The organism is Kitasatospora sp. NBC_01302, assembly GCF_035976515.1.
In the GTDB taxonomy this organism is placed as follows: Bacteria; Actinomycetota; Actinomycetes; order Streptomycetales; family Streptomycetaceae; genus Kitasatospora.
The window spans coordinates 5,345,747-5,368,432 of sequence record NZ_CP108404.1; the positions used below are offsets into that span (position 1 = coordinate 5,345,747).

At 73.4% G+C, this 22,686-nt stretch carries 14 protein-coding genes and 1 pseudogene; 8 read left to right on the forward strand and 7 right to left on the reverse strand.

Going from position 1 to position 22,686, the window contains the following annotated elements; all coding sequences use genetic code 11:
- Positions 1-10 precede the first annotated feature (10 nt).
- Together murJ and OG294_RS23310 are read right to left on the reverse strand one after the other, a co-directional pair.
- Positions 11-2,392 (reverse strand): murein biosynthesis integral membrane protein MurJ, encoded by a 2,382-nt coding sequence (gene murJ, locus OG294_RS23305; RefSeq protein ID WP_327068475.1) that lies wholly within the window; start codon positions 2,390-2,392, stop codon positions 11-13.
- Positions 2,393-2,806: 414 nt separating this feature from the next.
- Complete coding sequence (locus tag OG294_RS23310; protein ID WP_327068476.1) at positions 2,807-3,709, reverse strand: phosphatase PAP2 family protein; 903 nt, start codon at positions 3,707-3,709, stop codon at positions 2,807-2,809.
- Positions 3,710-4,089: 380 nt separating this feature from the next.
- Between OG294_RS23310 and OG294_RS23315 the strand changes: the two genes are divergently transcribed.
- The 4 genes and pseudogenes from OG294_RS23315 to OG294_RS23330 all read left to right on the forward strand — a co-directional run bounded on the left by OG294_RS23315 (position 4,090) and on the right by OG294_RS23330 (position 11,274).
- The gene (locus OG294_RS23315; RefSeq protein ID WP_327068477.1) at positions 4,090-5,076 is read left to right on the forward strand and encodes a sigma-70 family RNA polymerase sigma factor; all 987 of its coding nucleotides are present in this window, start codon (positions 4,090-4,092) and stop codon (positions 5,074-5,076) included.
- A 346-nt stretch (positions 5,077-5,422) separates the two neighbouring features.
- Positions 5,423-8,932 (forward strand): helix-turn-helix transcriptional regulator, encoded by a 3,510-nt coding sequence (locus OG294_RS23320; RefSeq protein ID WP_327068478.1) that lies wholly within the window; start codon positions 5,423-5,425, stop codon positions 8,930-8,932.
- 454 nt (positions 8,933-9,386) lie between these two features.
- Positions 9,387-10,904, forward strand: a pseudogene (locus OG294_RS23325) (S53 family peptidase).
- A 160-nt stretch (positions 10,905-11,064) separates the two neighbouring features.
- Positions 11,065-11,274 carry a hypothetical protein gene (locus OG294_RS23330; RefSeq protein WP_327068479.1) on the forward strand — a complete coding sequence of 70 codons (210 nt, stop codon included), beginning with the start codon at positions 11,065-11,067 and terminating at the stop codon, positions 11,272-11,274.
- A gap of 69 nt (positions 11,275-11,343) precedes the next feature.
- On the opposite strand, the gene OG294_RS23335 is transcribed toward OG294_RS23330, so the two are convergent.
- The 4 genes from OG294_RS23335 to OG294_RS23350 all read right to left on the reverse strand — a co-directional run bounded on the left by OG294_RS23335 (position 11,344) and on the right by OG294_RS23350 (position 15,664).
- Positions 11,344-11,511, reverse strand: a complete 168-nt coding sequence (locus OG294_RS23335) for a hypothetical protein (protein WP_327068480.1) — start codon at positions 11,509-11,511, stop codon at positions 11,344-11,346.
- Positions 11,512-11,923: 412 nt separating this feature from the next.
- Entirely contained in the window at positions 11,924-12,265 is a 342-nt protein-coding gene (locus tag OG294_RS23340) for an FmdB family zinc ribbon protein (protein WP_327068481.1), read from the reverse strand.
- Positions 12,266-12,424: 159 nt separating this feature from the next.
- A complete protein-coding gene (locus OG294_RS23345) occupies positions 12,425-13,738 on the reverse strand; it encodes an MFS transporter (protein WP_327068482.1) in 1,314 nt (437 codons plus the stop codon).
- A 441-nt stretch (positions 13,739-14,179) separates the two neighbouring features.
- A complete protein-coding gene (locus OG294_RS23350) occupies positions 14,180-15,664 on the reverse strand; it encodes a potassium/proton antiporter (RefSeq protein ID WP_327068483.1) in 1,485 nt (494 codons plus the stop codon).
- Positions 15,665-16,041: 377 nt separating this feature from the next.
- Here OG294_RS23350 and OG294_RS23355 point away from each other — a divergent pair, with 377 nt between their 5' ends.
- Positions 16,042-18,768, forward strand: coding sequence for a penicillin acylase family protein (locus tag OG294_RS23355; RefSeq protein ID WP_327068484.1), 2,727 nt, complete (start codon positions 16,042-16,044; stop codon positions 18,766-18,768).
- A 24-nt stretch (positions 18,769-18,792) separates the two neighbouring features.
- On the opposite strand, the gene OG294_RS23360 is transcribed toward OG294_RS23355, so the two are convergent.
- Positions 18,793-19,410 (reverse strand): 5-formyltetrahydrofolate cyclo-ligase, encoded by a 618-nt coding sequence (locus OG294_RS23360; RefSeq protein ID WP_327068485.1) that lies wholly within the window; start codon positions 19,408-19,410, stop codon positions 18,793-18,795.
- Between the two features lie 124 nt (positions 19,411-19,534).
- Here OG294_RS23360 and OG294_RS23365 point away from each other — a divergent pair, with 124 nt between their 5' ends.
- From OG294_RS23365 to glp, 3 genes are read left to right on the forward strand one after another with little or no spacing between them, the layout of a single operon-like run.
- Entirely contained in the window at positions 19,535-20,368 is an 834-nt protein-coding gene (locus OG294_RS23365) for a GGDEF domain-containing protein (RefSeq protein WP_327068486.1), read from the forward strand.
- Positions 20,369-20,413: 45 nt separating this feature from the next.
- The gene (gene galU, locus OG294_RS23370) at positions 20,414-21,337 is read left to right on the forward strand and encodes a UTP--glucose-1-phosphate uridylyltransferase GalU (RefSeq protein ID WP_327068487.1); all 924 of its coding nucleotides are present in this window, start codon (positions 20,414-20,416) and stop codon (positions 21,335-21,337) included.
- 19 nt (positions 21,338-21,356) lie between these two features.
- A complete protein-coding gene (gene glp, locus OG294_RS23375; protein ID WP_327068488.1) occupies positions 21,357-22,673 on the forward strand; it encodes a molybdotransferase-like divisome protein Glp in 1,317 nt (438 codons plus the stop codon).
- The last annotated feature ends 13 nt before the right edge of the window (positions 22,674-22,686 follow it).

The following is a 22,686-nucleotide window of genomic DNA, read 5'->3' on the forward strand; positions in this document are numbered from 1 at the left end:
CGACCCGGGCTCAGCGGCGCCGGCGCCGACCGCTGGGCTCGGCCTCCTGCGGGTAGGGCAGCCGCAGCTTGCGGGCCAGCGGCGCCACTGTCGAGCCGGCGCCGAACGGCTTGGCCAGCACGAAGAGCGAGGCGAGCACGCAGAGCGAGCCGACCCCGAGCCCGAAGAGGTTGCCGAAGAAGCGCCCGCCGAGCAGGCTCCCGATCCCGCCCGCCAGGAAGTGCCCCACCAGCGCACCGGGCAGGCAGGCCAGCACCAGCCCGAGGTGCAGCCCGAAGACGCGCCGCCCTTCCAGCCCGCTGCGCAGCGGCCCGGCCAGCGCCGCGTGCAGCACCCGGGCGCGTGCCTCCGGGTCCTCGGGCGCGGGGGGCAGCTTGCTCAGGCGCTTCGACAGCGCCCGCCCGGTGATCACCATGCTGACCACGCAGGCCACGGTCTGGGCGGTCGCCATGCCGACGACCTTCCAGTGCGGGCTGAGTACCAGGAACGCGAGGTAGGAGACCAGCACGTTGGTGCCGGAGGAGACCACCGTCAGCCAGAAGGGGGTGCGCGCGTCGCTCATCGCGTAGAAGCCGCGCGCGAGCGCGTACTGCGCGCAGAAGAACGGGATGCCGATCGCGAACGCCAGCAGCGAGTAGCTGATCAGCGAGGTGCCCGACGCGCCGGAGCCGTAACCGTAGGCGAGACCGGCGAGCTGGCCGGCGAACGCGATGAAGAGCACGGTGATCGGGATGATCATCGCGGCCGAGTTCCGCAGCACCCGGGACAGGTCCGCGCCGATCTTCGGCAGGTCGCCCTCGTCGGCCGCCCGGGCCATCCCCGGCAGGATCGCGGTCACCAGCGAGATGGTGATGACGCCCTGCGGGACCACGAAGAGCGCGTAGGCGTTGCTGTACGCCGCGTTGCTGGCGCCGCCGTCGATGCTGGTGGTCATCGCGGTCAGCGCGGTGTACGCCACCTGGGTCACGATGACCAGCAGCAGCGCCCAGCTGGCCGCCCGCAGCGGCTGGCTCAGGCCCGCGCCACGCCAGTCGAAGCGCGGCGTCCACTTGAACTTGGCCGCCCGCAGCGAGGGCAGCATGCCCAGGGCCTGCACCACCACGCCGAGCGTGGTGCCGATGCCCAGGACCGCGGTCTGCCCGGAGGTGACCTTGCCGACCTCCGCGGCCTGGCCGCCGATCACCGCGTAGAGCCCGAAGACCGCGATCGCGACGATGTTGTTCAGCGCGGGCGCCCACATCATCGCGGCGAACTTGCCGCGGGCGTTGAGCACCTGGCCGAGCAGGGTGAACAGGCCGTAGAAGAGGATCTCGGGCAGGCAGTACCGGGCCAGCGAGATGGTCAGGTCGCGCTGCACGCCGTGCCAGCTCGGCGCGTAGACGCTGACCAGGAACGGTGCGGCGAGGACCGCCACCGTGGTCAGCGCCACCAGGGCCACCGTGCACAGCGTGAGCAGCCGGTCGGTGTAGGCGACGCCGCCGTCCTTGTGGGTGCGCGCGGCCTTCACCAGCTCGGGCACGAAGACCGAGCTGAGCGCACCGCCGATGAGCATGGTGAAGACGATGTTCGGCAGCGTGTTGGCGATGTTGAAGGTGGCCGCCACGTCCTTGACGCCGAGTGCGTAGGCGAGCACCGCGCTGCGCACGAAGCCGAGGCCGCGCGAGGCCATCGTGCCGATCGCCATGATCAGCCCGTTGCGTCCGGCCGCCGCCTCCTCGGACGGTGCGGACTTCTGCTCCTGCTCGCCCGCGTCGCGCTGCTTGGGCAGTTGGCCGGGGGCGGCCGGGGCGTGGGCCTCCTGGTAGTCGGCGATGGCGCGCAGCGAGAGCGACATGGTCGGCGGGTCGCCGAAGATCTGCGGCATGCCGTAGTCGGCGGGCAGCGTGTACGGCTCGGAGACGTTGTACGGCTCCGGCTCGCTGCGGTAGTGCCCGGCGTAGTACTGCTCGGCGCTCGGCTGCCCGGCCTGCCCCGGCACCTGGCCGTAGGCCTGCGCCGGGCCGAAGCCGTCCGCGCTCCCGTAGCCCTCCGGCTGCGGGTAGGCCTGCTGCTGGTAGGCGTGCTGTTGCTGCTGCTCGTACACCGGCTGCTGGTAGGGGGCCTGCTGCCCGTACGCCTGCGGCTGCTGCTGGTAGGGCGACGGCTGCTGGTAGGGCTGCTGGTAGGGGCTCTGCTGGTACGGATCCGGCTGCCCCGGGTACTCCGGCTGCTGCTGACCGTACGGCTGTCCCTGCTGGTAGGGGTCCTGCTGCTGCCCGTACGCCTGCGGCTGCTGCGCTCCGGCTGGATCCGCCTGACCCTGCGTCGGTGCCGCCGGGTACGGCTGCGCCGACCCGTACGACTCGGGCGGGCCGTACGAACCGTACGGCTCACCCTCCGTGTGCGTGGTCATCGAACCCCCGTCGCTCGGTTCCTGGGCAGGTGCTGCTGCGGGGCTTGCCGCAGAGCGAGCGCGGTGGTCGGGTCGGTGTACGGAGCTGACGCATGGGCGCGAGTTCCGGACGACCGGCCGCCGCCGCGCTGTCGTGCTCGGTTCCCCGAACTGGGCATGGGTATGCCCAGCCGAAGCAGTCTGCCCTACCCAGGCACTCAGTGGGGAGTCCGGTGCCGTGTGGTGGAGATCTCCGGAGCGGGAACCGGCCGTTTCGCAGACGGCCAGGAGGGCTGCGAGAGGCTGATTTGCCGGACTGTTTGCCCGAATTGGTCCCGGTTTCTCCCAGCTGGACCCGACCTGGGTGGGCTCAGGGTGTCGTGCCCGGTTCCCTCCCCTTCGTGCGCCGGATCACCCCTGTGAGGTATCTCACGATCAGTCAGGTGTCCGAGGGTCGAACCCATGGCCGCCGAACGCCTCGCCGAACGTCCCGCCGGGCTGGCCGGAGGTCCCGCCGAGCGGGTCGGCGAGTGGTCCGTAGGGTTCGGTCGGTGCGCCCGAGTGCCGGTCCGGGAACGGCACTGCCGGAGCGAGCACGCTCTGCACCCGGGGCCTGGTGCGCCAGTCCACCCGCCGGACGTCGCGCGACAGCGCCCCCGGCTGCCACAGCTCGACCACCACGGTGGTCCCGCCGACCACCGCCACCGCGAGGAACCAGCCGCCCAGCACGTCGCTGGGCCAGTGCACGCCGAGCGCGATCCGGGTGAAGCCGACCAGCAGGGTGCTCAGCGTGGCCAGCGTGCAGCAGACGATCCGTACGGCGCGGTCGGCCCGCGGCCAGACCAGGGCGACCAGGGTGGCGGCGGTGATCGCCGCCGCCATCGCGTGGCCGGAGGGGAAGGCCGGGCCGGCGGCGTGCGCCACCGGATCGGGCCAGCTGGGGCGGGGGCGGTCCACCGCGGTCTTCGCGAGCCACTCGACGCCCCAGCCCACCAGGGCCTGGGCGGCCGTCCAGGCCGCCAGGGTGCGCGCGCCGATCGCCCAGAGCCAGGCGGCGGCGAGCCCGAGCAGGGTGCGCATCACCAGCGGGCCGCCCAGTGCGGTGATCGTCTGCAGCGAGGCGGTCCACGCGGTCTGCCGGCGGGCGGCGTCGTGCAGGGCCGTCGCCCAGCCCTGGTCGAGGCGGGCCAGCGGGCCCCAGTGGCCCTCGACCAGGGCGAGCAGCATCCCGAAGAGCGAGAGCGCGCCCAGGGCGATCGTGGCGTACCGGGGGAGCCGGGCGAGCAGCGTGGTCCGGTCGCGCAGGGCGCGGCGGTCGGGGGCGCTGGTCAGGTGCATGGCTGACACCTTCCCAGCGCCGTGAGTCGATCTGATGGGAGCCGCATCGCGATTTGGCATCTTTTGTGCGGACCTGGTGCGGGATCGATCGCGAACTCCGGGGCGTTGGTGGGAGTACCGCCGACGCGGGGCGCGTGGGCGCGAGCTGTCGGAGCGTATCCGAGCGGTCGCGGGTTGTTCGGATCCGGGGCGGGAACGCGCAGGATACTGCATCGCCCGATTAATCTGAGCGACTTGGGAATGTTGTCCGGAATCTGTTCGTTGGATTGTTACGTGCGAGGCCCCCGGGGTCCCGCATCAGCGAGAGGCGTGTCGTAGACCAACGAACCCCACGAAGACCCTCGAGCCAGACCCGGGCATCCACCAGCAAGGGAGCAAGCATGGCCACCCGTGCCGTCGTTCGCGACAGGGCCGACCGGACTCGTACGGCCCGCCCGACCAACCTTGAGGCCGACCGCGACCTGGTCGGCATGTACCTCGACGAGATCGCCAGGACCCCCCTCCTTGATGCCGCCGAGGAGGTCGAGCTGTCGCTGCGCATCGAAGCCGGCGTCTACGCCCAGCACCTGCTGGACGCGGCCGACGACAACGGGGTCGCGCTGCCCGCCGAGGTCACCCGCGAGGAGCTGGAGTCGATAGCCGCCGACGCCGAGCGCGCGAAGGACGTCTTCATCCGCTCCAACCTGCGGCTGGTGGTCGCCGTCGCCCGGCGCTACCCGCGCAGCGGGCTGCCGCTGCTCGACCTGATCCAGGAGGGCAACGCCGGTCTGGTCCGGGCGGTGGAGAAGTTCGACTACGCCAAGGGCTTCAAGTTCTCCACCTACGCGACCTGGTGGATCCGCCAGGCGATCACCCGCTCCATCGCCGACCAGTCCCGGACCATCCGGCTCCCCGTCCACCTGGTCGAGGAGCTGGGCCGTATCCGGCGGGTCCAGCGGGAGAAGTCCAAGGAGCTGGGCCGCGAGGCCGAGCCGTCCGAGATCGCGGCCGAGCTGGACACCACCGAGGCCCGGATCAAGGACGTGCTCGACTGGGCGCGCGACCCGGTCAGCCTCAACATGGCGGTGGACGACGAGGGCGAGACCCAGTTCGGCGACCTGGTCGAGGACACCGGCGCGGTCTCCCCGGAGGACGCCGTGCTGGTGATGCTCCGCCGCGAGGAGCTGGACGACCTGATCGGCCGGCTCGACGACCGCACCGCCTCGATCATCCGCTCCCGCTACGGCATGGAGGACGGCCGGGAGCGCACGCTGACCGAGGTCGGCAAGCAGCACGGGCTGACGCGTGAGCGTATCCGCCAGATCGAGAAGCACGCGCTGGCCGAGCTGAAGAAGATCGCCGGGCACGCGGGGTTCGAAGCCGCCTGAGCGGCGCTCGTGTCGCGAGCGGTCGGCAGGCCCTGAGCCGGAGACCCGGGTCCCTGTGCGGGGCCCGGGTTCTGGTGTGTCCGGGTTCTGGTGTGCCCGGGGCCTGGTGCGCCCGGGTTCTGGCGGGTTGGCCGAGCCTGGTGTTGCCGCCGGTGAACCCCGGTGTGAGGCGGATCAACCGGCGTCAAGCGGGTATGAACTCCCCGTTTCGTGTGCGCACTTGCCCGGTCGGAGATATTGACGGGGTGTCAGCGGCGGGTTGAGATGGACCTCCGGTCGTGGCCTGGCGATCTGCCTGTCAGGTCCATGGTGGTCTGGGGGCGGCGACGAGGGGGTGTCTCGGCGGATGGGCGCGGACGGCGGCAGCACGGACCCCAGAGCGACCAGGCCGGCCTTCCCCCGCCCGCAGCTGAGCGGTCGCCGCCGGGAGCTGCGTGCCGCGCGCGAGGCGCTGCACACCGCCGGGGCGGTGCTGCTCACCGGTCCGCCCGGGGTGGGGCTGACGGCCGTCGCCACCGCCCTCGCCGCCGAGGCGGCCGACTCCGGTGCGACCGTGCTGCGTTGCGCACCAACCCGGGCGGAGCGCGGACTGCCCGGTGCGGGCCTCGGCGATCTGCTGACCGGCCTGCCGCCCGAGCGGCTCGGCGCCCTGCTCGCCGGACTGGCCGAGCCCGCCGGCTCGGCGCTGCGGGCCGCACTGCTGCACGACCTGCTGCCGACCGCGGGGGTGGACCGGCTGGCGCTGGGCCTCGGCCTGCTGGAGCTGCTGCGGGCGCTGGCCGCGGACGGCGGCCTGCTGTTGCTGGTCGACGGGCTGCCCTGGCTGGACGGGCCGAGCGCGGCGGCCCTGGGCTTCGCACTGCGCCGCACGGACGCGAGCGAGGGCGTACGGCTGCTGGCCACGGCGCGGGACGACGCTGCGGACGGGGTCGGGGTCGGGGTCGGGGTCGGGGACGGGGACGGGGACGGCGCCGGGGAGAGGGGCGGGGACGCGGACAGCCCGGCCCCCGGCCACTGGTGGGAGCTCTGCCCGCCCGGGACCGTCGAACTGCGGCTGCCGCCGCTGCCGCCCACCGCCGTGGCCGAGCTGCTCGCCCGCGACCTCGGCGGCCCGCTGCCGGTGGCCCTGCTGCGCGACGTCCAGCAGGTGGCGGCGGGCAATCCGCGGCACGCGCTCGACCTGGCGCGGGCCGGATTCCGGCTCGGGCCGACCGGCCCGCACGGGGTGCCGCGCGGCCTGCGCGCCGAGGTCCTCGACCGGATGCGCCCGCTGGCCGCGGCGGAACGGCAGCTCCTGCTGCTGGCGGCGGTGGCCACCCGGCCGTCGCTGGCCGAACTGGGCTCGGCGCTCGGGCGCTTGGGTGGCTCTCCGCGCCCCAACAGCTCTGCGTGCCCCGGCGGCGACCTGCTCCGCCTGCTGGAGGCCCCGCTCCGCCTCGGCCTGCTGGAACTGCTCGACGAGCCCCGCGACGACGCCGACGTGCTCGGCGAAAGACCCACGGCCGGTGCGGCGGGACCGGCGGGACCGCTCGCCGAGCTGCTCAGACCGGCCGAACCCCGTTCCGGAGAGCTGGACTTCCGCGAGCCCGTGGTGCGGATGGTCCTGCTGGAGCAGGCCGCGCCGGCCGAACTCGCCGCCGCCCGCTCGGCGTTCGCCGCCGTGATCGCCGACCCGGTCGAGCGCGCGCGCCTGACCGCGCTGGCCGACCCCACCGCCGACCTCGGCTCGCTCGGCGCAGCCGCCCGCGAAGCCGCCCGCGACCGCGACGCCCCTGCCCTCGCCTATGAACTCGCCCTGCTGGCCGTCCGCCAGGCTCCGCTCGCCCCGCCTCCCGGCCCTCCCACGGCGCCGCTTTGGCCGCTCCCGCAACGGGGCCTGGTGGCCGTCGGCGGGGACGCCGAGGCGTGCCTGCCGGCCGCGGCCCGGACGGCCGATCCCGCGCGCGGGATCGGCCCCCGTCTCCCCTCGGGTGACCCGGAGTTGTGGCCCCGCGCCAGGGCCTGCGGCGCCTTCGCCGCCGACCAGGCTCCCGACCGGTTCGAGCACCGCCGGGTGGGCCAGCTGGTGGCTGCTGCGGAGTACGGGGTGCAGAGCGGCCACTGGCTGCAGGCCCGTGCGCTGGCCCTGCAGGTGCTGGCCGCCGGCGAACCGTCCGGGGCGCGGGTGCCGCAGTCGGGCTCCCACGCGGTGCACCGCCGGACGCCGCCCACCGACGGCCTGCTGGCCGCCCACCTCGCGCTGCGCACCCGCGCCCGTGTCGTGCTGCTGCGTGCGGCCGGCCAGGGGCTCGCCGGCCTGGGCGAGGTGATCGACGCCGGCCTGGCCGAACTCCCGGCCACCAGCCGGCTGCCGTCCCATCCGGTCGCCGCCGCGCCCCGCCCTGCCCCCACCGCCACCCTCGCCCCCGTGTCCCCCCACAGCTACGGCGGGACGGAGGCCGCCGGCTTCTCCTGGGCGCGGTCGGAGCTGCTGCGCTGGTCCGCCGAGCGGCAGTTGCTCACCGGAGCGGCGGACCAGGCCCACACCGCCGCGGCGGCGGCGCTGGCGGCGGCACGCGCCGTGCCGCCCTCCGTCGCGGGCAGCGCGGCCGAGCAGCAGGTGGCCGCGCTGCGGGTCTTCGCGCTGGCGCTGGCGGGGTGCGGCGAACTCACCGGCGCCCGTCACGCCCTGGACGAGGCGGCCGTGCTGCTGCGGAACGTCGAACCACGGCCCGCCCGGCGCGAGTTGCGCCACCGGCTGCTCGACGCGGAACTCTCCGTCGAGCGGCCGGCGCAGTTGCGCACCGCGCTGACCGTGCTGCCCGCCGAGACCACGCCCGTCCCCGCGCTGCCCGAGGCGCTGATCCCGCGCTGCGCGGCGTACGCGCGGCTCGGCGATGGTGCGTCGGCGATGGCGGCCGCCGTCCAGCTGCAGGAGGTCCTCGCGGTGCGGGGGGAACCGCTCGCCGGTCCCCCCGGGGTGGGCGCGGGCGCACCTGCCCCCACCCATGGCCTGGCGCTGCACGCGGTCGCGCTGGCCGAGCTGGTGGGCGGCAGCGCGGAGCGGGCGGGGGAGCTGGCCCGGCGGGCGGCGGCGGGCTGGGCGGCCCTCGGCGACCGATGGCACCAGGTGCGCGCGCTCGGGGTGCTGGGGGAGTCGGGCCTGCTGCGCGGGGAGCCGGCCGCCACGGCGGCGGGGGTCGAGGTGCTCCAGGAGGCGCACCGGCTGAGCGTGGCCGCGGGGTTCGCCGATCCGGGCGCGGTGCGCAGGCTGGCGCTGCTCGCGGAGGGCCTGGTGGCCCTCGGCGAGCACGCCGCCGCCGCTCGGGTCCTCGGCCGGGGCGAGGAGCTGACCGGACGGTGGGAGAGCGCCGCGGCTCCGGCCCGCGCCGCGCTGGACCGGGCGACCGCTCTGGTGCAGGCCGGCGTCGGCAACGGACGCGAGGCGGTGGCGCTGCTGCGGGGTGCGGCCGAGCGGCAGCGCGCGGCAGGGCTGCCGCTGGAGGTGGCCAGAACCCTGGTGGCCCTCGGCTCGGTGGAGCGCCGGCTGCGGCACCGCCCCGGTGCCCGGGCCGCGCTGCTGGAGGCCAGGGAGATCTGCGCGGACCTCCGAGCGCTGCCGCTGCTGGCCCGGGTGGCCCGGGAGTCGGAGCGGGTGGACCAGCCCATCGCCCCGCCGGGCGTGGACGGCGGGCTGCTGACGGCCAGTGAGCAGCGGATGGCGGGCCTGGCCGCCGAGGGCGCGACCAACCGTGAGGTGGCCGCCGCGCTCTTCGTCAGCGTGAAGACGGTCGAGGGCACGCTCTCCCGGGTCTACCGCAAGCTCGGCGTCCGCTCGCGGGCCGCGCTGGCCCGCGCCCTGGCCGGAGCCGACTGATTCGGCTCGCCCGCCCGCGCAGCCCCGGACAGCCCCACAGCCCCGGCCCGCCCCACAGCCCCGGCCCGCCCGCGCGTCCCCCGTTCATCGCCCGTACACACCCCGATCACGCGACGTCTCGCGACATCGCACGATGCCGTGCGACACCCCAGGACACGATCGCGACATACAACAAGCGAGGGATACCCCTCTTTTGACGGTGGATTGACAAACCTAGCGTGGAGCCATCCACTCCGCAGTCCAGGGCGCCGGGTTCCGACCGAACCTCCGGCAGCCGGTGCCCTCGGTCGATCGCCCCGTCCCAGGAGGACATTCCGTGAAGCCCCGCATCAGGCCTGTCATCGGGCTGCTCGCCGCCCCGCTGCCGATCATCGCGCTCGCCGCCGTGCCCGCCTTCGCCGCCACGCCCGACGCGCAGTCACCGAGCGCGCTGCGCGGTGACGTCGTCTCCGCCGTGAGCCACTCCGTCCGGACCGGGGACGTCGCTGCCGACCAGCAGATATCCGTGGCCGTCAGCCTCACGCAGCGGGACACGGCGGGGCTGGACGCCTTCCTCAACCAGGTGACCGACCCGAACTCGCCCAGCTACTAGCACTACCTGACGGTGGACCAGTTCGCCCAGCGGTTCGGCGCCACCCCGCAGACCGTGGCCAAGGTCTCGGCCTACCTGGCGTCGCAGGGCCTGAAGGTCGGCGAGGTGACCGCCAACCGGCTCACCATCGAGGCCACCGGCACCGCGGCCCAGGTGCAGAAGGCCTTCAACACCAGCCTGGCCACCTACCAGGACAACAAGGACGGCCACAGCTACTTCGCCAACACCGTCGCGCCGTCCGTCCCCGGCGACATCGCGGGCGTGGTGACCGACGTCTCCGGCCTGAACAACTACGCCAAGTACACCCACTTCAGCACCAAGTCGAGCGCCCAGGCCACGCCGGACGCCACCCCCAAGGCGCCCGCCGGCCTGAGCCCGACCAGCGCCCAGGCCGCCTACAACCTGACCTCCACGGTCAAGGCCGGCTACAACGGCAAGGGCGTCACGGTCGGCCTGCTGGAGTTCTCCGCCTTCTCGCAGTCCGACGTGTCGGCCTACGACAAGGCGTTCAGCATCAAGCCCAGCACCCCGACCGTGGTCAATGCCGGTGGCGGCACCACCGACACCTCGGGCCAGGACGAGGTCGACCTGGACATCGAGGTCGTCCAGGCGCTGGCGCCCGGTGCGACGATCAAGGTCTACGAGGCCCCGAACAGCGACGCCGGTGAGACCGCGATCTACAGCAAGCTGGTCAGCGACAACGTCCCGGTGATCTCGATCAGCTGGGGCACCTACGAGGCCGGCGAGACCGCGAGCAACCGGGTGGCCGTCGACGCCGACCTCAAGGAGGCCGCGGCGCAGGGCCAGTCGGTCTACGCCGCCTCCGGTGACAGCGGCTCGGACGACGCCGGCAACGGCGGCACCTCGGTCGACTTCCCGGCCGCCGACCCGTGGGTCACCGGCGCCGGTGGCACCACGCTGGCGCAGGGCTCGGGCGGTGTCTGGAAGAGCGAGAAGGCCTGGTCCGGCAGCGGCGGCGGGGTCTCCTCCTACTTCAACACGCCGAGCTACCAGTCGAAGGTCAACACCGGCACCTACCGGTCGGTGCCGGATGTCGCCTCGGACGCCGACCCGTCCTCGGGCTGGGCCGTCTACACCGAGGGCTCCTGGGCCGAGTACGGCGGCACCAGCGCCTCGGCGCCGAACTGGGCGGCCTTCACGGCGGTCTACAACAGCGAGGCCAAGGCCAAGGGCAAGCCCTCCTTCGGGTTCGCGAACAGCCGGATCTACACGCTGGCGGCCTCCAGCTCCTACAAGTCCGCCTTCCACGACGTGACGAGCGGCAGCAACGGTGCGTACAGCGCGGGTGCCGGCTACGACAAGGTCACCGGCTGGGGCTCCTACAACGGGGCCAACTTCCTCAGCTCGCAGCTGGGCTGAGCGGAGCCGCGAGCCGCTGAGCCCGGCCCGGCCGAGGCCGGGTCGCTCAAGGGCCTGCCGGTGGGTGGGTAGCACCAGGGGTCGGGCAGTCGCCCGGCCCCTGGTCTCGTCCGGTGGAGTCCTAGGCTGGACGGAGCGGACCACACCGGAGGCAGGAACGATGGCAGCACAGGACGAGCGGGACGAGCAGGACGAGCACGCAGGGCAGGCCCCGCGGGCGGCGACCGCCGCGAAGGCGGCCAAGCTGGTCTTCACCGACCCGTTGAGCCGGCAGACCAGCGATGACACCGACCGGGGCTGGGGCGACTCCGAGGGCACGCGCGGCCTGGACTGGTACCAGAGCCAGCGGCCCCCGCACCACGGGGACTGATCAACTGCTCGTGGGCGGAGTTCCCGTGGGTGGAGTTCCTGGGCCGGGCGGCCCAGGACCGGTGGTCGGTCAGCGCCCCGGCCCGCAGTGCGGCAGCCCGGCCGGCCCAGGCGGAGCCTGGGCAACGGCGGGGACGGCCGGCGGGGCAGGCACCGGCACCCCCGGGTGCAGCGGCCCGGCGACGACCGCGGCAGCCGCCAGCAGGCCGGTGGCCAGCACGGCCGGTCGGTGCCGCACCGCCTGATGGAGGCGGTACCGGCCGCTGCCACCCCGCCGGATCGGGCGGAACTGCGGTACGGCGCGCCGGGGCGGCTGCGGTGAGGCGCGAGTCGGCGGCGGCCGTCGGGCGCAGTGCCGAATCGCGGGACGTGGCCCGGACGCCAGGGCGGTCGGGTCTGGGACGGTCGGGTCTGGGACGGTCAGGGCTGGGGCGGTCAGGGCTGGGGTGGGGAGAACCGTGGTCATGGGCTCAGGATCCGCTGCCGCCGCCCTCGTGCCCACGCCGCACCGGATTTCTGTGGATAACCCCGCACCTGTGGACAACTTCCCCCAGCCCAGCCCCAGCACGCAAAACGCCCCTGCCGGCACCCCGAAGGGGCGCCACCAGGGGCGTTGAGCGACGGCTCCCGCCGGCTGCGACCGAGTCGGGTCAGCCGGCCGAGGACGAAGACGCGGAGGAGGTGGACGTCGAAGACGTCGAGGAGGACGACGACGCGCCGGGCGAGGCCGAGGACGCGCCCGCCCCGGAGCCGGTCGAGCCGGTCGAGCCGCCCGATGCGGCCCCGGACGAGGCCCCCACCGAGCTGCTGGAGGAGGAGCGGCTGTCCGTCCGGTAGAACCCGGAGCCCTTGAACACCACGCCCACCGCCGAGAAAACCTTGCGCAGGCGACCCTGGCAGTTCGGGCACACGGTCAGAGCCTCGTCGGTGAACTTCTGCACCACCTCAAGGCCGCTGCCGCACTCGGTGCACTGGTACTGGTACGTGGGCACTTGTCTTCCTCCTGGCACTCTCGCCTGATGAGTGCTAACGACGGTCCATGATGCGGCATTCCGCTGGATCAGTCCAGCGCCGACCCGATGACGCCGGCACCGCGTCGGCTGCGGCACCCCGCTCCGCCGGGTCCACGACGCCCTGACGCCCCGGCGGCCTCAGTGCTCCGACGCCCCGACGAGCGAGGGCATCGCACTGCCACTCCTGGCAACGGTACGGCTCTCGGTGGCCGGAGCCACCAGGAGTCGCCGCAACGTGACCAGCGCCACCAGCCCGATTCCGGAGCCGGCCAGCGGCACCAGGAACCCGGTCCACGGCCCGCCCAGGTCGATCAGCCGGCCGGCCACGGTCGAGCCGACCGCCAGCCCCAGCCCGATCGCGCCGGTCAGCCAGGTGAAGGCCTCGGTCTTGGCGCCGTCCGCCACCAGCGTCTCGACCAGCGTGTAGCCGGTGATCAGGGTCGGCGCGATGGCCAGCCCGCAGACCAGCCCGGCAACCGCCAGCGTGACCAGGTTGGGCATCGCCCAGAGCGTCGAGCACCCCAGCACCAGCAGGCCGTAGCTGCCGAGCATCCGCTGCTGGGCCGAGCGCCGCCAGGCGATCAGGCCGTACAGCACACCGGCCAGCATCGAGCCGCCCGCGAAGATCCCGTAGACGACGCCGCTGAGCCCGCCCTGCCCGGCCGCCTCGGCGGTGGCGGTGACGGAGATCTGCATGCCGCCGAAGACGCTGCCGACGCCCAGGAAGACGCCGGCCAGCAGCCGCACGCCGGGCGAGGCGAGCGCGGACGCCTGCCGCGTGCCGGGCTCGCGCACCAGCCGGGCCGGTGCGGTGCGGCGCTGCGCGGCGAAGGCCAGCCCGCCGACCAGGGTCAGCGTGGCCTCGACGATGAGCGCGGCGGCGGGGGTCACGGTGCTGGCGATCACGGCGGTGAGCACCGGGCCGATCGCGAAGGTGAGCTCGTCGGTCACCGACTCGAACGCGAAGGCGGTGTTCAGGTGGGCCGGCCGGTCGGCCAGCTTGGCCACCCAGCGGGCCCGGACCATGGCGCCGATCTGCGGCACGGTGGCACCGGCCGGCACGGCGATCAGGAAGAGCGTCCAGACCGGCGCGTGGCCCAGCGCCAGCGCGATCAGCGCGCCGACCGAGACCGCGTGCACCAGCACGCTGGGGACCAGCACCGAGGCCTGGCCGTAGCGGTCGGCCAGCCGGCCGGTCTGCGGCCCGATCAGGGCCTGGGAGACGGCGGCGGCCGCCACCACGCTGCCGGCGGTGCCGTAGGAGCCGTGGGTGCCCAGGATCAGCAGCGAGATGCCCATGCTGAGCATCGCGTAGGGCAGGCGCGCCGCGAAGGCGGGCAGGAGGAACGTCCACGCACCGGGGGTGCGCAGCAGGGTGCCGTACCCGACGCGCGTGGGCGCGCTGGGGGTGTCGACGACGACGGGGCTTTCGACCGTTGGGCGGGCCGCCACGGTCGGTCCTTCCTGCTGCCTGGTAGCGCGGCCGGGGTTGGGGAAACCCCGACGGCGCCGAGAGTCGTCCTCTCGCGCGTCGACCGGGGTTGATACCGGGTCCGGCTGGCCAGTTCGTGGAAGCGGGGGCCATGAGGTGCCGTGGACCGCGGCCGCCGAGCGGTCGCGCCAACTCTGCGTCAGGCAGATGTTGCGGGTGTCTATGGATGGGCAAGACCGGGCACCGGAGCGCACGCCCTTACACAGTTGATACGTATGGGATTACATCCTACCGAGGATCACACGAGTCCGACTGGAAATCCAAGGCGGACGTGGCACGAAACACTCGTGAACATCGGGCCTCGCGCCGGAACGCACCAGGCCCGCCGGCGCTCCGCCAGTGCGCCGCCGCCCCGCCGGCCTGTCAGCGCCCCCGCCCGCCACCGCCCCCCCGCCGGCCCGTCAGCGCCTCGCGAGCCACCCGGCCAGCTTGCCGCCCTTGTCCACCGCCCGCAGCCGCAGCTCGGTCGCCTCCTCGGCCGCCGAGGTGGTGACCACCAGCAGCTCGTCGTTCTCCCGCAGCACCGTGGTGCGGTCCGGCACGAAGCTGCTGCCCTCGCGCACCACCAGGGTCACCGCGGCCCCGGCGGGCAGCCGCAGCTCGCTGACCTCCACCCCGGCGATCAGCGAGCCGGGCGCCAGCGAGACCGAGAGCAGGTGGCCGTGCAGGTGCTCCAGCGGCGCCGACTCGATGCCGAGGTCCTGCCCGATGGCGCCCTCGGAGATCCGCAGCCGCTTGGCCAGCCAGGGCAGCGTGGGCCCCTGGACCAGGGTGAAGACGACGACCAGGATGAAGACGATGTTGAACACGTCCTGGGCCCGCGGCACCTCGGCCACCAGCGGGATGGTGGCCAGCACGATCGGCACCGCCCCGCGCAGCCCGGCCCAGCTGAGCAGCGCCTGCTCCTGCCAGGGCAGCCGGAACGGCGTGAGGGTCAGCAGCACCGACAGGGGCCGGGCCACCAGCACCAGCACCAGACCGATGACCAGCGCCGGAAGCACCGCCGAACCCATCGTGGCGGGCGTGCAGAGCAGGCCGAGCAGCACGAACATGCCGATCTGCCCGATCCAGGCGAGCCCGTCGGCGAAGCCCCGCACCGCCGGACCGTGCGGCAGCTTGGCGTTGCCGAGCAGCACGGAGCAGACGTAGACGGCCAGGAAGCCGGAGCCGTGCAGCAGCGCGCCACCGGCGTAGGCGAGCGCGGCCAGCGCGAGCACCGCGATGGGGTACAGGCCGCTGGACGGCAGCGCGACCTGGCGCAGCCCGTAGGCGCCCAGCTTGCCGACCGCCAGGCCCACCGCGGCGCCGATCGCCAGTTCGGCGATGATCGTGCCGACCAGCACGTACCAGGAGTCGAACGGACCGGTGGTGGCGAAGGCGACCACCAGGATCACCACCGGCGCATCGTTGAAGCCGGACTCGGCCTCCAGCAGTCCGCTCAGCCGGGCGGGCAGCGGGACGGTGCGCAGCACCGAGAAGACCGCGGCCGCGTCGGTGGAGGAGACGATCGCGCCGAGCAGCAGCGACAGCCGCCAGTCCAGGCCGACCAGCCAGTGCGCCCCGGCGGCGGTGACGAAGACGCTGATCCCCACGCCGACGGTGGCCAGCACGGTGGCGGCCGGCATCACCGGCTTGATCTCCCGCCAGCTGGTCTTGAGTCCGCCCTCGGCGAGGATGACCACCAGTGCCGCGTAACCGAGGACCTGGGTCAGCTCCGCGTTGTTGAAGGTGACGCCCAGTCCGTTCTGGCCGATCGCCACCCCGATGCCCAGGTAGAGCAGCAGGCTGGGCAGGCCGGAGCGGGTGGATATTCGCACCGCGGCCACCGCGACCAGCAGGACGACGGAGGATTCGAGCAGGAGCTTGTTCAGGTGGTCGACAGTCACGCAGGGGCACCTCAGGGTCGTTAGGCGGCCGTGGAAAGGTCGGCTGGCGGCACGGGAGGGTCACTGGGGAAATCTGGTCACCGGCCGATCGGACCGGTCCTGACCTGCTGAGGTACGGTCACGGGCCGCCGGTGGGCAGCCAGATAGCTTGACCGGTAGAACGATCAGCGGATGGATCGTTAACCAGTCTAACATTTTGCCATCTCTTTGACCTAACCGGCTGCGTCCTGCCGCTCACCCGGGCCCGGTATGGTCCCTCTGGTTCCACCGTGGGTGTCCCCCGTGCGCTCATGCCACCTGAGTCGTCCTAATGTGGTGAGCGGTCACGGCCGCCCAGCTCTTGTGACGTTGCCCCGCTCCCTGCCGCTAGGACCCTGATGCCCCGCTCGCGCAGCTCGAAGAAGTTCCGGCGCGCCCGTCTGCTCGTGCTCGTCCTCGTCGTGCTGCTGGTCGGCGGCACCGCGGCCGGCGGCTGGTACGCGGTGCACACCGTGCAGTCCTCGTTCCCCCAGGTCAGCGGCACGATCAAGGTCCCCGGTCTGAGCGCCTCGGTGGACGTCAAGCGCGATGCCAACGGGATCCCGCAGATCTACGCCGACACTCCCGACGACCTGTTCAAGGCGCAGGGCTACGTCCAGGCGCAGGACCGGTTCTGGGAGATGGACGTGCGACGGCACATCACCTCGGGCCGGCTCTCCGAGATGTTCGGCTCCTCGCAGGTGAACAACGACGCCTTCATCCGCACCATGGGCTGGCGCAACGTCGCCCAGCAGGAGTACGACACCCAGCTCAGCCCCGACACCAAGCGGTATCTGCAGGCCTACTCCGACGGCGTCAACGCCTGGCTCGGCCAGCACCCCGGCGGCGCGAGCGCCTCGCTGGAGTACACCCTGCTCGGCACCGAGCACAGCGGCTACAAGCCGGAGCCGTGGACCCCGGTCGACTCGGTGGCCTGGCTCAAGGCGGTGGCCTGGAACCTGTCGGGCAACCTGCAGGAGGAGATCGACCGCTCGCTGCTGAGCCAGACCTTCAGCCCGGACCAGATCGCCCAGCTCTACCCGAGCTACCCGTACAGCAGGAACGGCACCATCGTCCCGACCGGCACGCTGGCCACCGACGGCAGCTACAAGCCGGCGGCCGGCGCGGCGGGCCAGCCGGGCACCCAGCAGAACGCGGCCATCACCCAGGGCCTGCTGCAGAACATCACCGACCAGATGGGCGGCCTGCCGCAGCTGCTCGGCCCGCAGGGCCAGGGCATCGGCTCCAACTCCTGGGTGGTCGCGGGCAGCAACACCACCACCGGCAAGCCGCTGATGGCCAACGACCCGCACCTCGGCCCGAGCATGCCCAACTCCTGGTACCAGATGGGCCTGCACTGCCGGTCGGTCAGCGCCAGCTGCCCGTTCGACGTGACCGGCTTCACCTACGCGGGCATGCCCGGTGTGATGATCGGCCACAACCAGAACATCTCCTGGGGCATGACCAACATGGGTGCCGACGTCGAGGACCTGTACCTGGAGAAGATCACCGGCCCGAACACCTACCTGTACAACGGGCAGGACACCCAGTTCACCACCCGCCAGGAGACCATCAAGGTGGCCGGCGGCCAGAGCCGGGTGATCACCGTGCGGACCACCGCCGACGGCGCTCCGCTGATCTCCGACCAGAGCACCGAGGACCAGCAGGTCGGCATGTACGCCCCGGTCGGCAACGCCGCGCCCGACCGCGGCACCACCGGCTACGGCGTCGCGCTGAAGTGGACCGCGCTCACCCCGGGCAGGACGATGGACTCCGTCTTCGAGCTCGACCGGGCGACCAACTGGTCCGACTTCCAGAAGGCGGCCTCCGACTTCGCCGTCCCCGCGCAGAACCTGATCTACGCCGACACCGCGGGCAACATCGGCTACCAGGCCCCCGGCGCGATCCCGATCCGCGGCAAGGGCGACGGCAGCTACCCGGCCCCGGGCTGGGACCCGAGCTACGCCTGGCAGGGCTACGTGCCCTTCAAGTCGCTGCCCTACGCCTGGAACCCGCCGGCCGGCTACATCGTCACCGCCAACCAGGCCGTGGTGGACCCGACCTACAAGTACCTGATCACCAGCGACTGGGAGTACGGCACCCGGGCCAAGGAGATCACCGACCAGATCAACGCCAAGCTCGCGGGCGGCGGCAAGATCTCGCCGGACGACATGCAGTCGATGCAGCTGGACAACACCAGCGTGATGGCCAAGACGCTGGTCCCGCTGCTGCTCAAGGAGCAGATCAGCGACCCGTACGTGCGCCAGGCCCAGGACCTGCTCAAGGACTGGAACTACAACCAGGACGCCGACTCGGCCGCCGCCGCCTACTACAACGGCGTCTGGCGCCAGCTGCTGATCCTGGCCTTCGGGCAGAAGTTCCCGGCCTCCGTCCGGGCCCAGGGCGACTGCCTGCTGGTCCAGCAGAAGGCGGACCCGAACCAGCCCGCCGGGACGGTCGGCGGCGAGGCCAAGCCGGTCACCCAGTGCGGCACCCGCAAGCCCGCCCTGGCCCAGCCGGACGGCGGCGACCGCTGGACCGAGGTGGTGCGCCAGCAGCTGGCCAACCCCAACAGCTCCTGGTGGACCTACATCGACTCCAACCACCAGCAGCAGCACGGCCTGGACAACATCCTGAAGGAGGCGATGAAGGACGCCCGCCAGGACCTCACCGCCCACCTCGGCAAGGACATCTCGACCTGGAGCTGGGGCCGGCTGCACCAGCTGAACCTCAAGGAGCAGACGCTCGGCCTGGACACCACCTCGCTGATCTCCGGCATCACCCACCGGCTGCTCAACCGCGGCCCGTTCAACCTCTCCGGAGGCTCGGCGGCCGTCGACGCGGCCGGCTGGAACGCGGCGGCCGGCTACGACGTGGACTGGATCCCGTCGATGCGGATGGTGGTCGACCTGAGCGCCTTCGACGCCTCCCGGTGGATCAACGTGGGCGGTGAGTCGGGGCACGCGTTCAGCCCCAACTACAACGACCAGACCGCGCTCTGGTCCCAGGGCAAGCTGCTGACCTGGGCGTACTCCAGCGCCGCGGTGAACAGCGCGACCAAGAACACGCTGACCCTCACCCCCTGACCGGGGCGGGCGCGTCAGGCGCGGTCAGAAGCGGTGCACGCCCGCCGGGGTCACGGCGGCGTGCACCGGCCGGTCGTGCGGCTCGGCCGGCACCCGCTCCAGCAGCTCGGCCTCGTAGAGCAGGGTCGCCAGCAGCGGTTCGGCGCCGGCCCGGGCCAGCCGGGCCAGCACCCGGTCGTAGGAGCCCCCGCCGCGGCCCAGCCGCAGCCCCCGGCGGTCCACCGCGAGCCCGGGCAGCAGCACCAGGTCCGCGGTGGTGATGGCCGCCGGGCCCAGCCGCGGCCCGGTGGGCTCCAGCAGGCCGCGCCCGGCCGGGGCCAGTTGCTCGACACCCTCGTAGCGGGCCCAGTCGAGGTCGTTGTCCGCCAGCAGCACCGGCAGCAGCACCGGCAGACCGCGCCCGCGCAGCAGTTCGAGCAGCGGCCCGGTGCCCGGCTCCGCCCCGACCGAGACGTACGCGGCCACCGTGCTGCCGGGGGCGGCCAGCGGCAGCGCCCGTTCGGCCAGCGCCAGCGCGTCCGCTGCCCGCCGTTCGGGGGACAGTGCACGCCGTTCGGCCAGCAGGTGTGACCTCAGGGCGGCCTTGTCGTTGTACAAGGGATCGCCGGACAGGGAAGCACCGGACGGCGGGACGTCGGGCATGGCCGCTCCTCGGGACGGGGGTGGACCAGCCGATCCTCCCGCACCCGGTCCCCGCGAGCGGTATCCCGACCCGGGAGCCGTATCCGCCCCGGCGAGGTCTCCACCACCTGAGAGGGGTACCACGATGCCCGCCGCGCTCCTGGTGCAGGCGTCCGCACTGCTCAGCGCACCCCTGGCCGGCTTCGGCGTCCTGCTGGCGGTGCGGCTGCGCCGCGCGACCGGCGCGGGCGCCGCCCGGGAGAGCCGGCTGCGCGGACGGCTCGCCGAGCTGGAGCGGCAGTGCGAGGAGCTGGCACGCAGTGCGGCGCGCGATCCGCTGACCGGCGTGTGGAACCTCGGACACCTCCAACTCACCCTGGAGCGCGAGGTGGAGCGCTGCCGGCGCCAGCCCGAGGCGGAGCGGCGGCAGCTGGCCGTGGTGCTGCTGGAGATCGACGGCTTCGAGGCCCTCAACGCCGAGCACGGCCGCGACCGCGGCCAGGTGATCCTGCGCGACCTGGCGCAGCGGCTCAGCGTGGAGGTCCGCCGCTCGGACACCCTGGGCCGCTACGGCGGCACCGAATTCCTGGTGGTGCTGCCCGACACCGGGGCGGCGGGCGCGGCCAAGGTCGCCGAGCGGCTCTGCTGGACGGTGCGCCGCCACCGGCTGCTCGACTGGTCCGGCGCTCCCTGGTCCGAGAAGCCGGCCCCGGGCGGCGGCAACGGCCTGCGCGCCTCGGCCGGCATCGCGGTGCTGCCCGCCGACGGCGGTCACCCCGTCCCGCTCCTGCGTGCCGCGGACCGCTCGCTGGCCGCCGCGAAGCGGCGGGGACTGCCGGAGGCACAGAGCTGGACAAGGCGTTCGGAAAGGCACGGTAATCTGTCGCCCTGCACCGCTCCCGCGCCCACCGCCCAGGTCGGCGCCACCCGTATCGTCGCTGCCGTGACCGGCACCGACGAGGCATTCGTCACCGAATGACCTCGTGCCGGTCGGGGCGGTCATTCGCCTTAGTAAGGTCAACGCATGACGACGACAAATCCCCGCATGCCCGTCACCAAGGCCGTCGTGCCTGCCGCCGGTCTCGGAACGCGATTCCTGCCGGCCACCAAGGCCACGCCCAAGGAGATGCTGCCGGTCGTCGACAAGCCCGCGATCCAGTACGTGGTGGAGGAGGCCGCCGCGGCCGGCCTCTCCGACATACTGATGGTCACCGGGCGCAACAAGCGCGCGCTGGAGGACCACTTCGACCGCGCCTACGAGCTCGAGGAGCTGCTCTCCCGCAAGGGCGACGCGGACAAGCTGCGCCGGGTGCAGGAGTCGGTCTCGCTGGCCAACATGCACTACGTCCGCCAGGGCGACCCCAAGGGCCTGGGCCACGCGGTGCTGGTCGCCGAGCAGCACGTGGCGGGCCAGCCGTTCGCCGTCCTGCTCGGTGACGACCTGATCGACCCGCGCGACCCGCTGCTCGCCCGCATGATCGAGGTCCAGCAGGAGCTGGGCGGCTCGGTGGTGGCGCTGATGGAGGTCGACCCGGCGCAGATCCACCTCTACGGCTGCGCGGCGGTCAAGGCCAACGGCTTCGGCCCGGACGTCTTCCACATCAGCGACCTGGTCGAGAAGCCGGAGCCGGCCGAGGCGCCCTCCAACTACGCCGTGATCGGCCGCTACGTGCTCGACCCGGCCGTCTTCGAGGTGCTGAAGAAGACCGAGCCGGGCCGCGGCGGCGAGATCCAGCTGACCGACGCGCTGCGCACGCTGGCCTCGCTGAGCCCGGAGGAGGGCGGCCAGGTGCACGGCGTGCTCTTCGACGGCCGCCGCTACGACACGGGCGACCGCGCGGACTACTTGCGCGCTATTGTCCGGCTGGCGTGCGAGCGCGAGGACCTGGGTCCGGAGTTCCGTGGCTGGCTCAAGGACTTCGTCGGCACGGAGATGCAGCAGAACTGAGCGGAAGGCGGCGGTGGCGATGACCGAACAGCACAGGGACGCGGCGGACGCCTGCGGGGTGCGGGCCCCGGGCGAACGCCACTGGACGGTCGACGAGCACCTCGCCGACGTGCTGGCCGGCGTCGCCCCGCTGCCCGCCATCGAGCTCCAGCTGCTGGACGCGCAGGGCTGCCGGCTGGCCGAGGACGTGGTCGCCGCCGGTGACCTGCCGGCCTTCGACAACAGCTCGATGGACGGCTACGCGGTGCGCACCGCCGACACCGTCGGTGCCACCGCCCGCTACCCGTCCGTGCTCGCCGTCGTCGGTGACATCGCCGCCGGCGCCGGCGAGCTGCCCAAGGTCGGTCCCGGCCAGGCGGCCCGGATCATGACCGGCGCGCCCGTGCCGCCCGGCGCCGAGGCCGTCGCCCCGGTCGAGTGGACCGACGGCGGCAGCGGCAGCGGCCAGGCCGCCGACACCATGGCGCCGCCGGTCGCGGGCGAGGAGGTGCGGGTGCGCCAGGAGGTCGCCGAGGGCGCGCACATCCGCCGCCGGGGCAGCGACGTCCTGGCCGGCGAGAGGGTGCTCACCGCCGACACCTGGCTCGGCCCCACCCAGCTCGGCCTGCTCGCCGCGATCGGCCGCGGCACGGTGCGGGTGCGCCCGCGCCCGCGGGTGGTCGTGCTCTCCACCGGCAGCGAACTGGTGCAGCCCGGCGAGCCGGTGGGCCCCGGGCAGATCTCCGACTCCAACAGCTTCACCCTCACCGCCGCCGCCCAGCAGGCCGGCGCGATCGCCTTCCGGGTCGGCGGGGTGCCCGACGACCCGGCGGTGCTGCGCGGCGTGCTGGAGGACCAGCTCGGCCGGGCCGACCTGATCGTCACCAGCGGCGGAGTCAGCGTCGGGGCCTACGACGTGGTCAAGGAGGTCTTCGCCGACTACGCCGGCATGGACTTCCGCAAGCTGAAGATGCAGCCGGGCAAGCCGCAGGGCTTCGGCCGGATCGGCGAGGGCACCGCGGGCATCCCGCTGCTGGCGCTGCCGGGCAACCCGGTGAGCGCCTACATCTCCTTCGAGCTCTTCGTCCGCCCGGTGATCCGCACCATGCTGGGCGCCCCGGACGTGCACCGCCCGCGGGCCCGGGCGGTCTGCACCGGCGCGCTGCGCTCGCCGGCCGGCCGCCGCCAGTTCCTGCGCGGCTGGTACACCGCCGACGGGCGGGTCGAGCCGGTGGGCGGCGAGAGCTCGCACCTGGTCGGGGCGCTGGCCCGGGCGAACTGCCTGATCGTGGTCCCCGAGGAGACGCAGGCGGTGCCGGCGGGGGAGCACGTCGAGGTGGTCCTGCTCACCGACTGAGCGGTCCGCGGCC

What these genes read in the sequence shown, in the direction of transcription:
- murJ (WP_327068475.1), bottom strand. Translation starts at nt 2,392, where the DNA reads ATGACCACGCACACGGAGGGTGAGCCGTACGGTTCGTACGGCCCGCCC.
- OG294_RS23310 (WP_327068476.1), bottom strand. Translation starts at nt 3,709, where the DNA reads ATGCACCTGACCAGCGCCCCCGACCGCCGCGCCCTGCGCGACCGGACC.
- OG294_RS23315 (WP_327068477.1), top strand. Translation starts at nt 4,090, where the DNA reads ATGGCCACCCGTGCCGTCGTTCGCGACAGGGCCGACCGGACTCGTACG.
- OG294_RS23320 (WP_327068478.1), top strand. Translation starts at nt 5,423, where the DNA reads ATGGGCGCGGACGGCGGCAGCACGGACCCCAGAGCGACCAGGCCGGCC.
- OG294_RS23330 (WP_327068479.1), top strand. Translation starts at nt 11,065, where the DNA reads ATGGCAGCACAGGACGAGCGGGACGAGCAGGACGAGCACGCAGGGCAG.
- OG294_RS23355 (WP_327068484.1), top strand. Translation starts at nt 16,042, where the DNA reads ATGCCCCGCTCGCGCAGCTCGAAGAAGTTCCGGCGCGCCCGTCTGCTC.
- OG294_RS23360 (WP_327068485.1), bottom strand. Translation starts at nt 19,410, where the DNA reads ATGCCCGACGTCCCGCCGTCCGGTGCTTCCCTGTCCGGCGATCCCTTG.
- OG294_RS23365 (WP_327068486.1), top strand. Translation starts at nt 19,535, where the DNA reads ATGCCCGCCGCGCTCCTGGTGCAGGCGTCCGCACTGCTCAGCGCACCC.
- galU (WP_327068487.1), top strand. Translation starts at nt 20,414, where the DNA reads ATGACGACGACAAATCCCCGCATGCCCGTCACCAAGGCCGTCGTGCCT.
- glp (WP_327068488.1), top strand. Translation starts at nt 21,357, where the DNA reads ATGACCGAACAGCACAGGGACGCGGCGGACGCCTGCGGGGTGCGGGCC.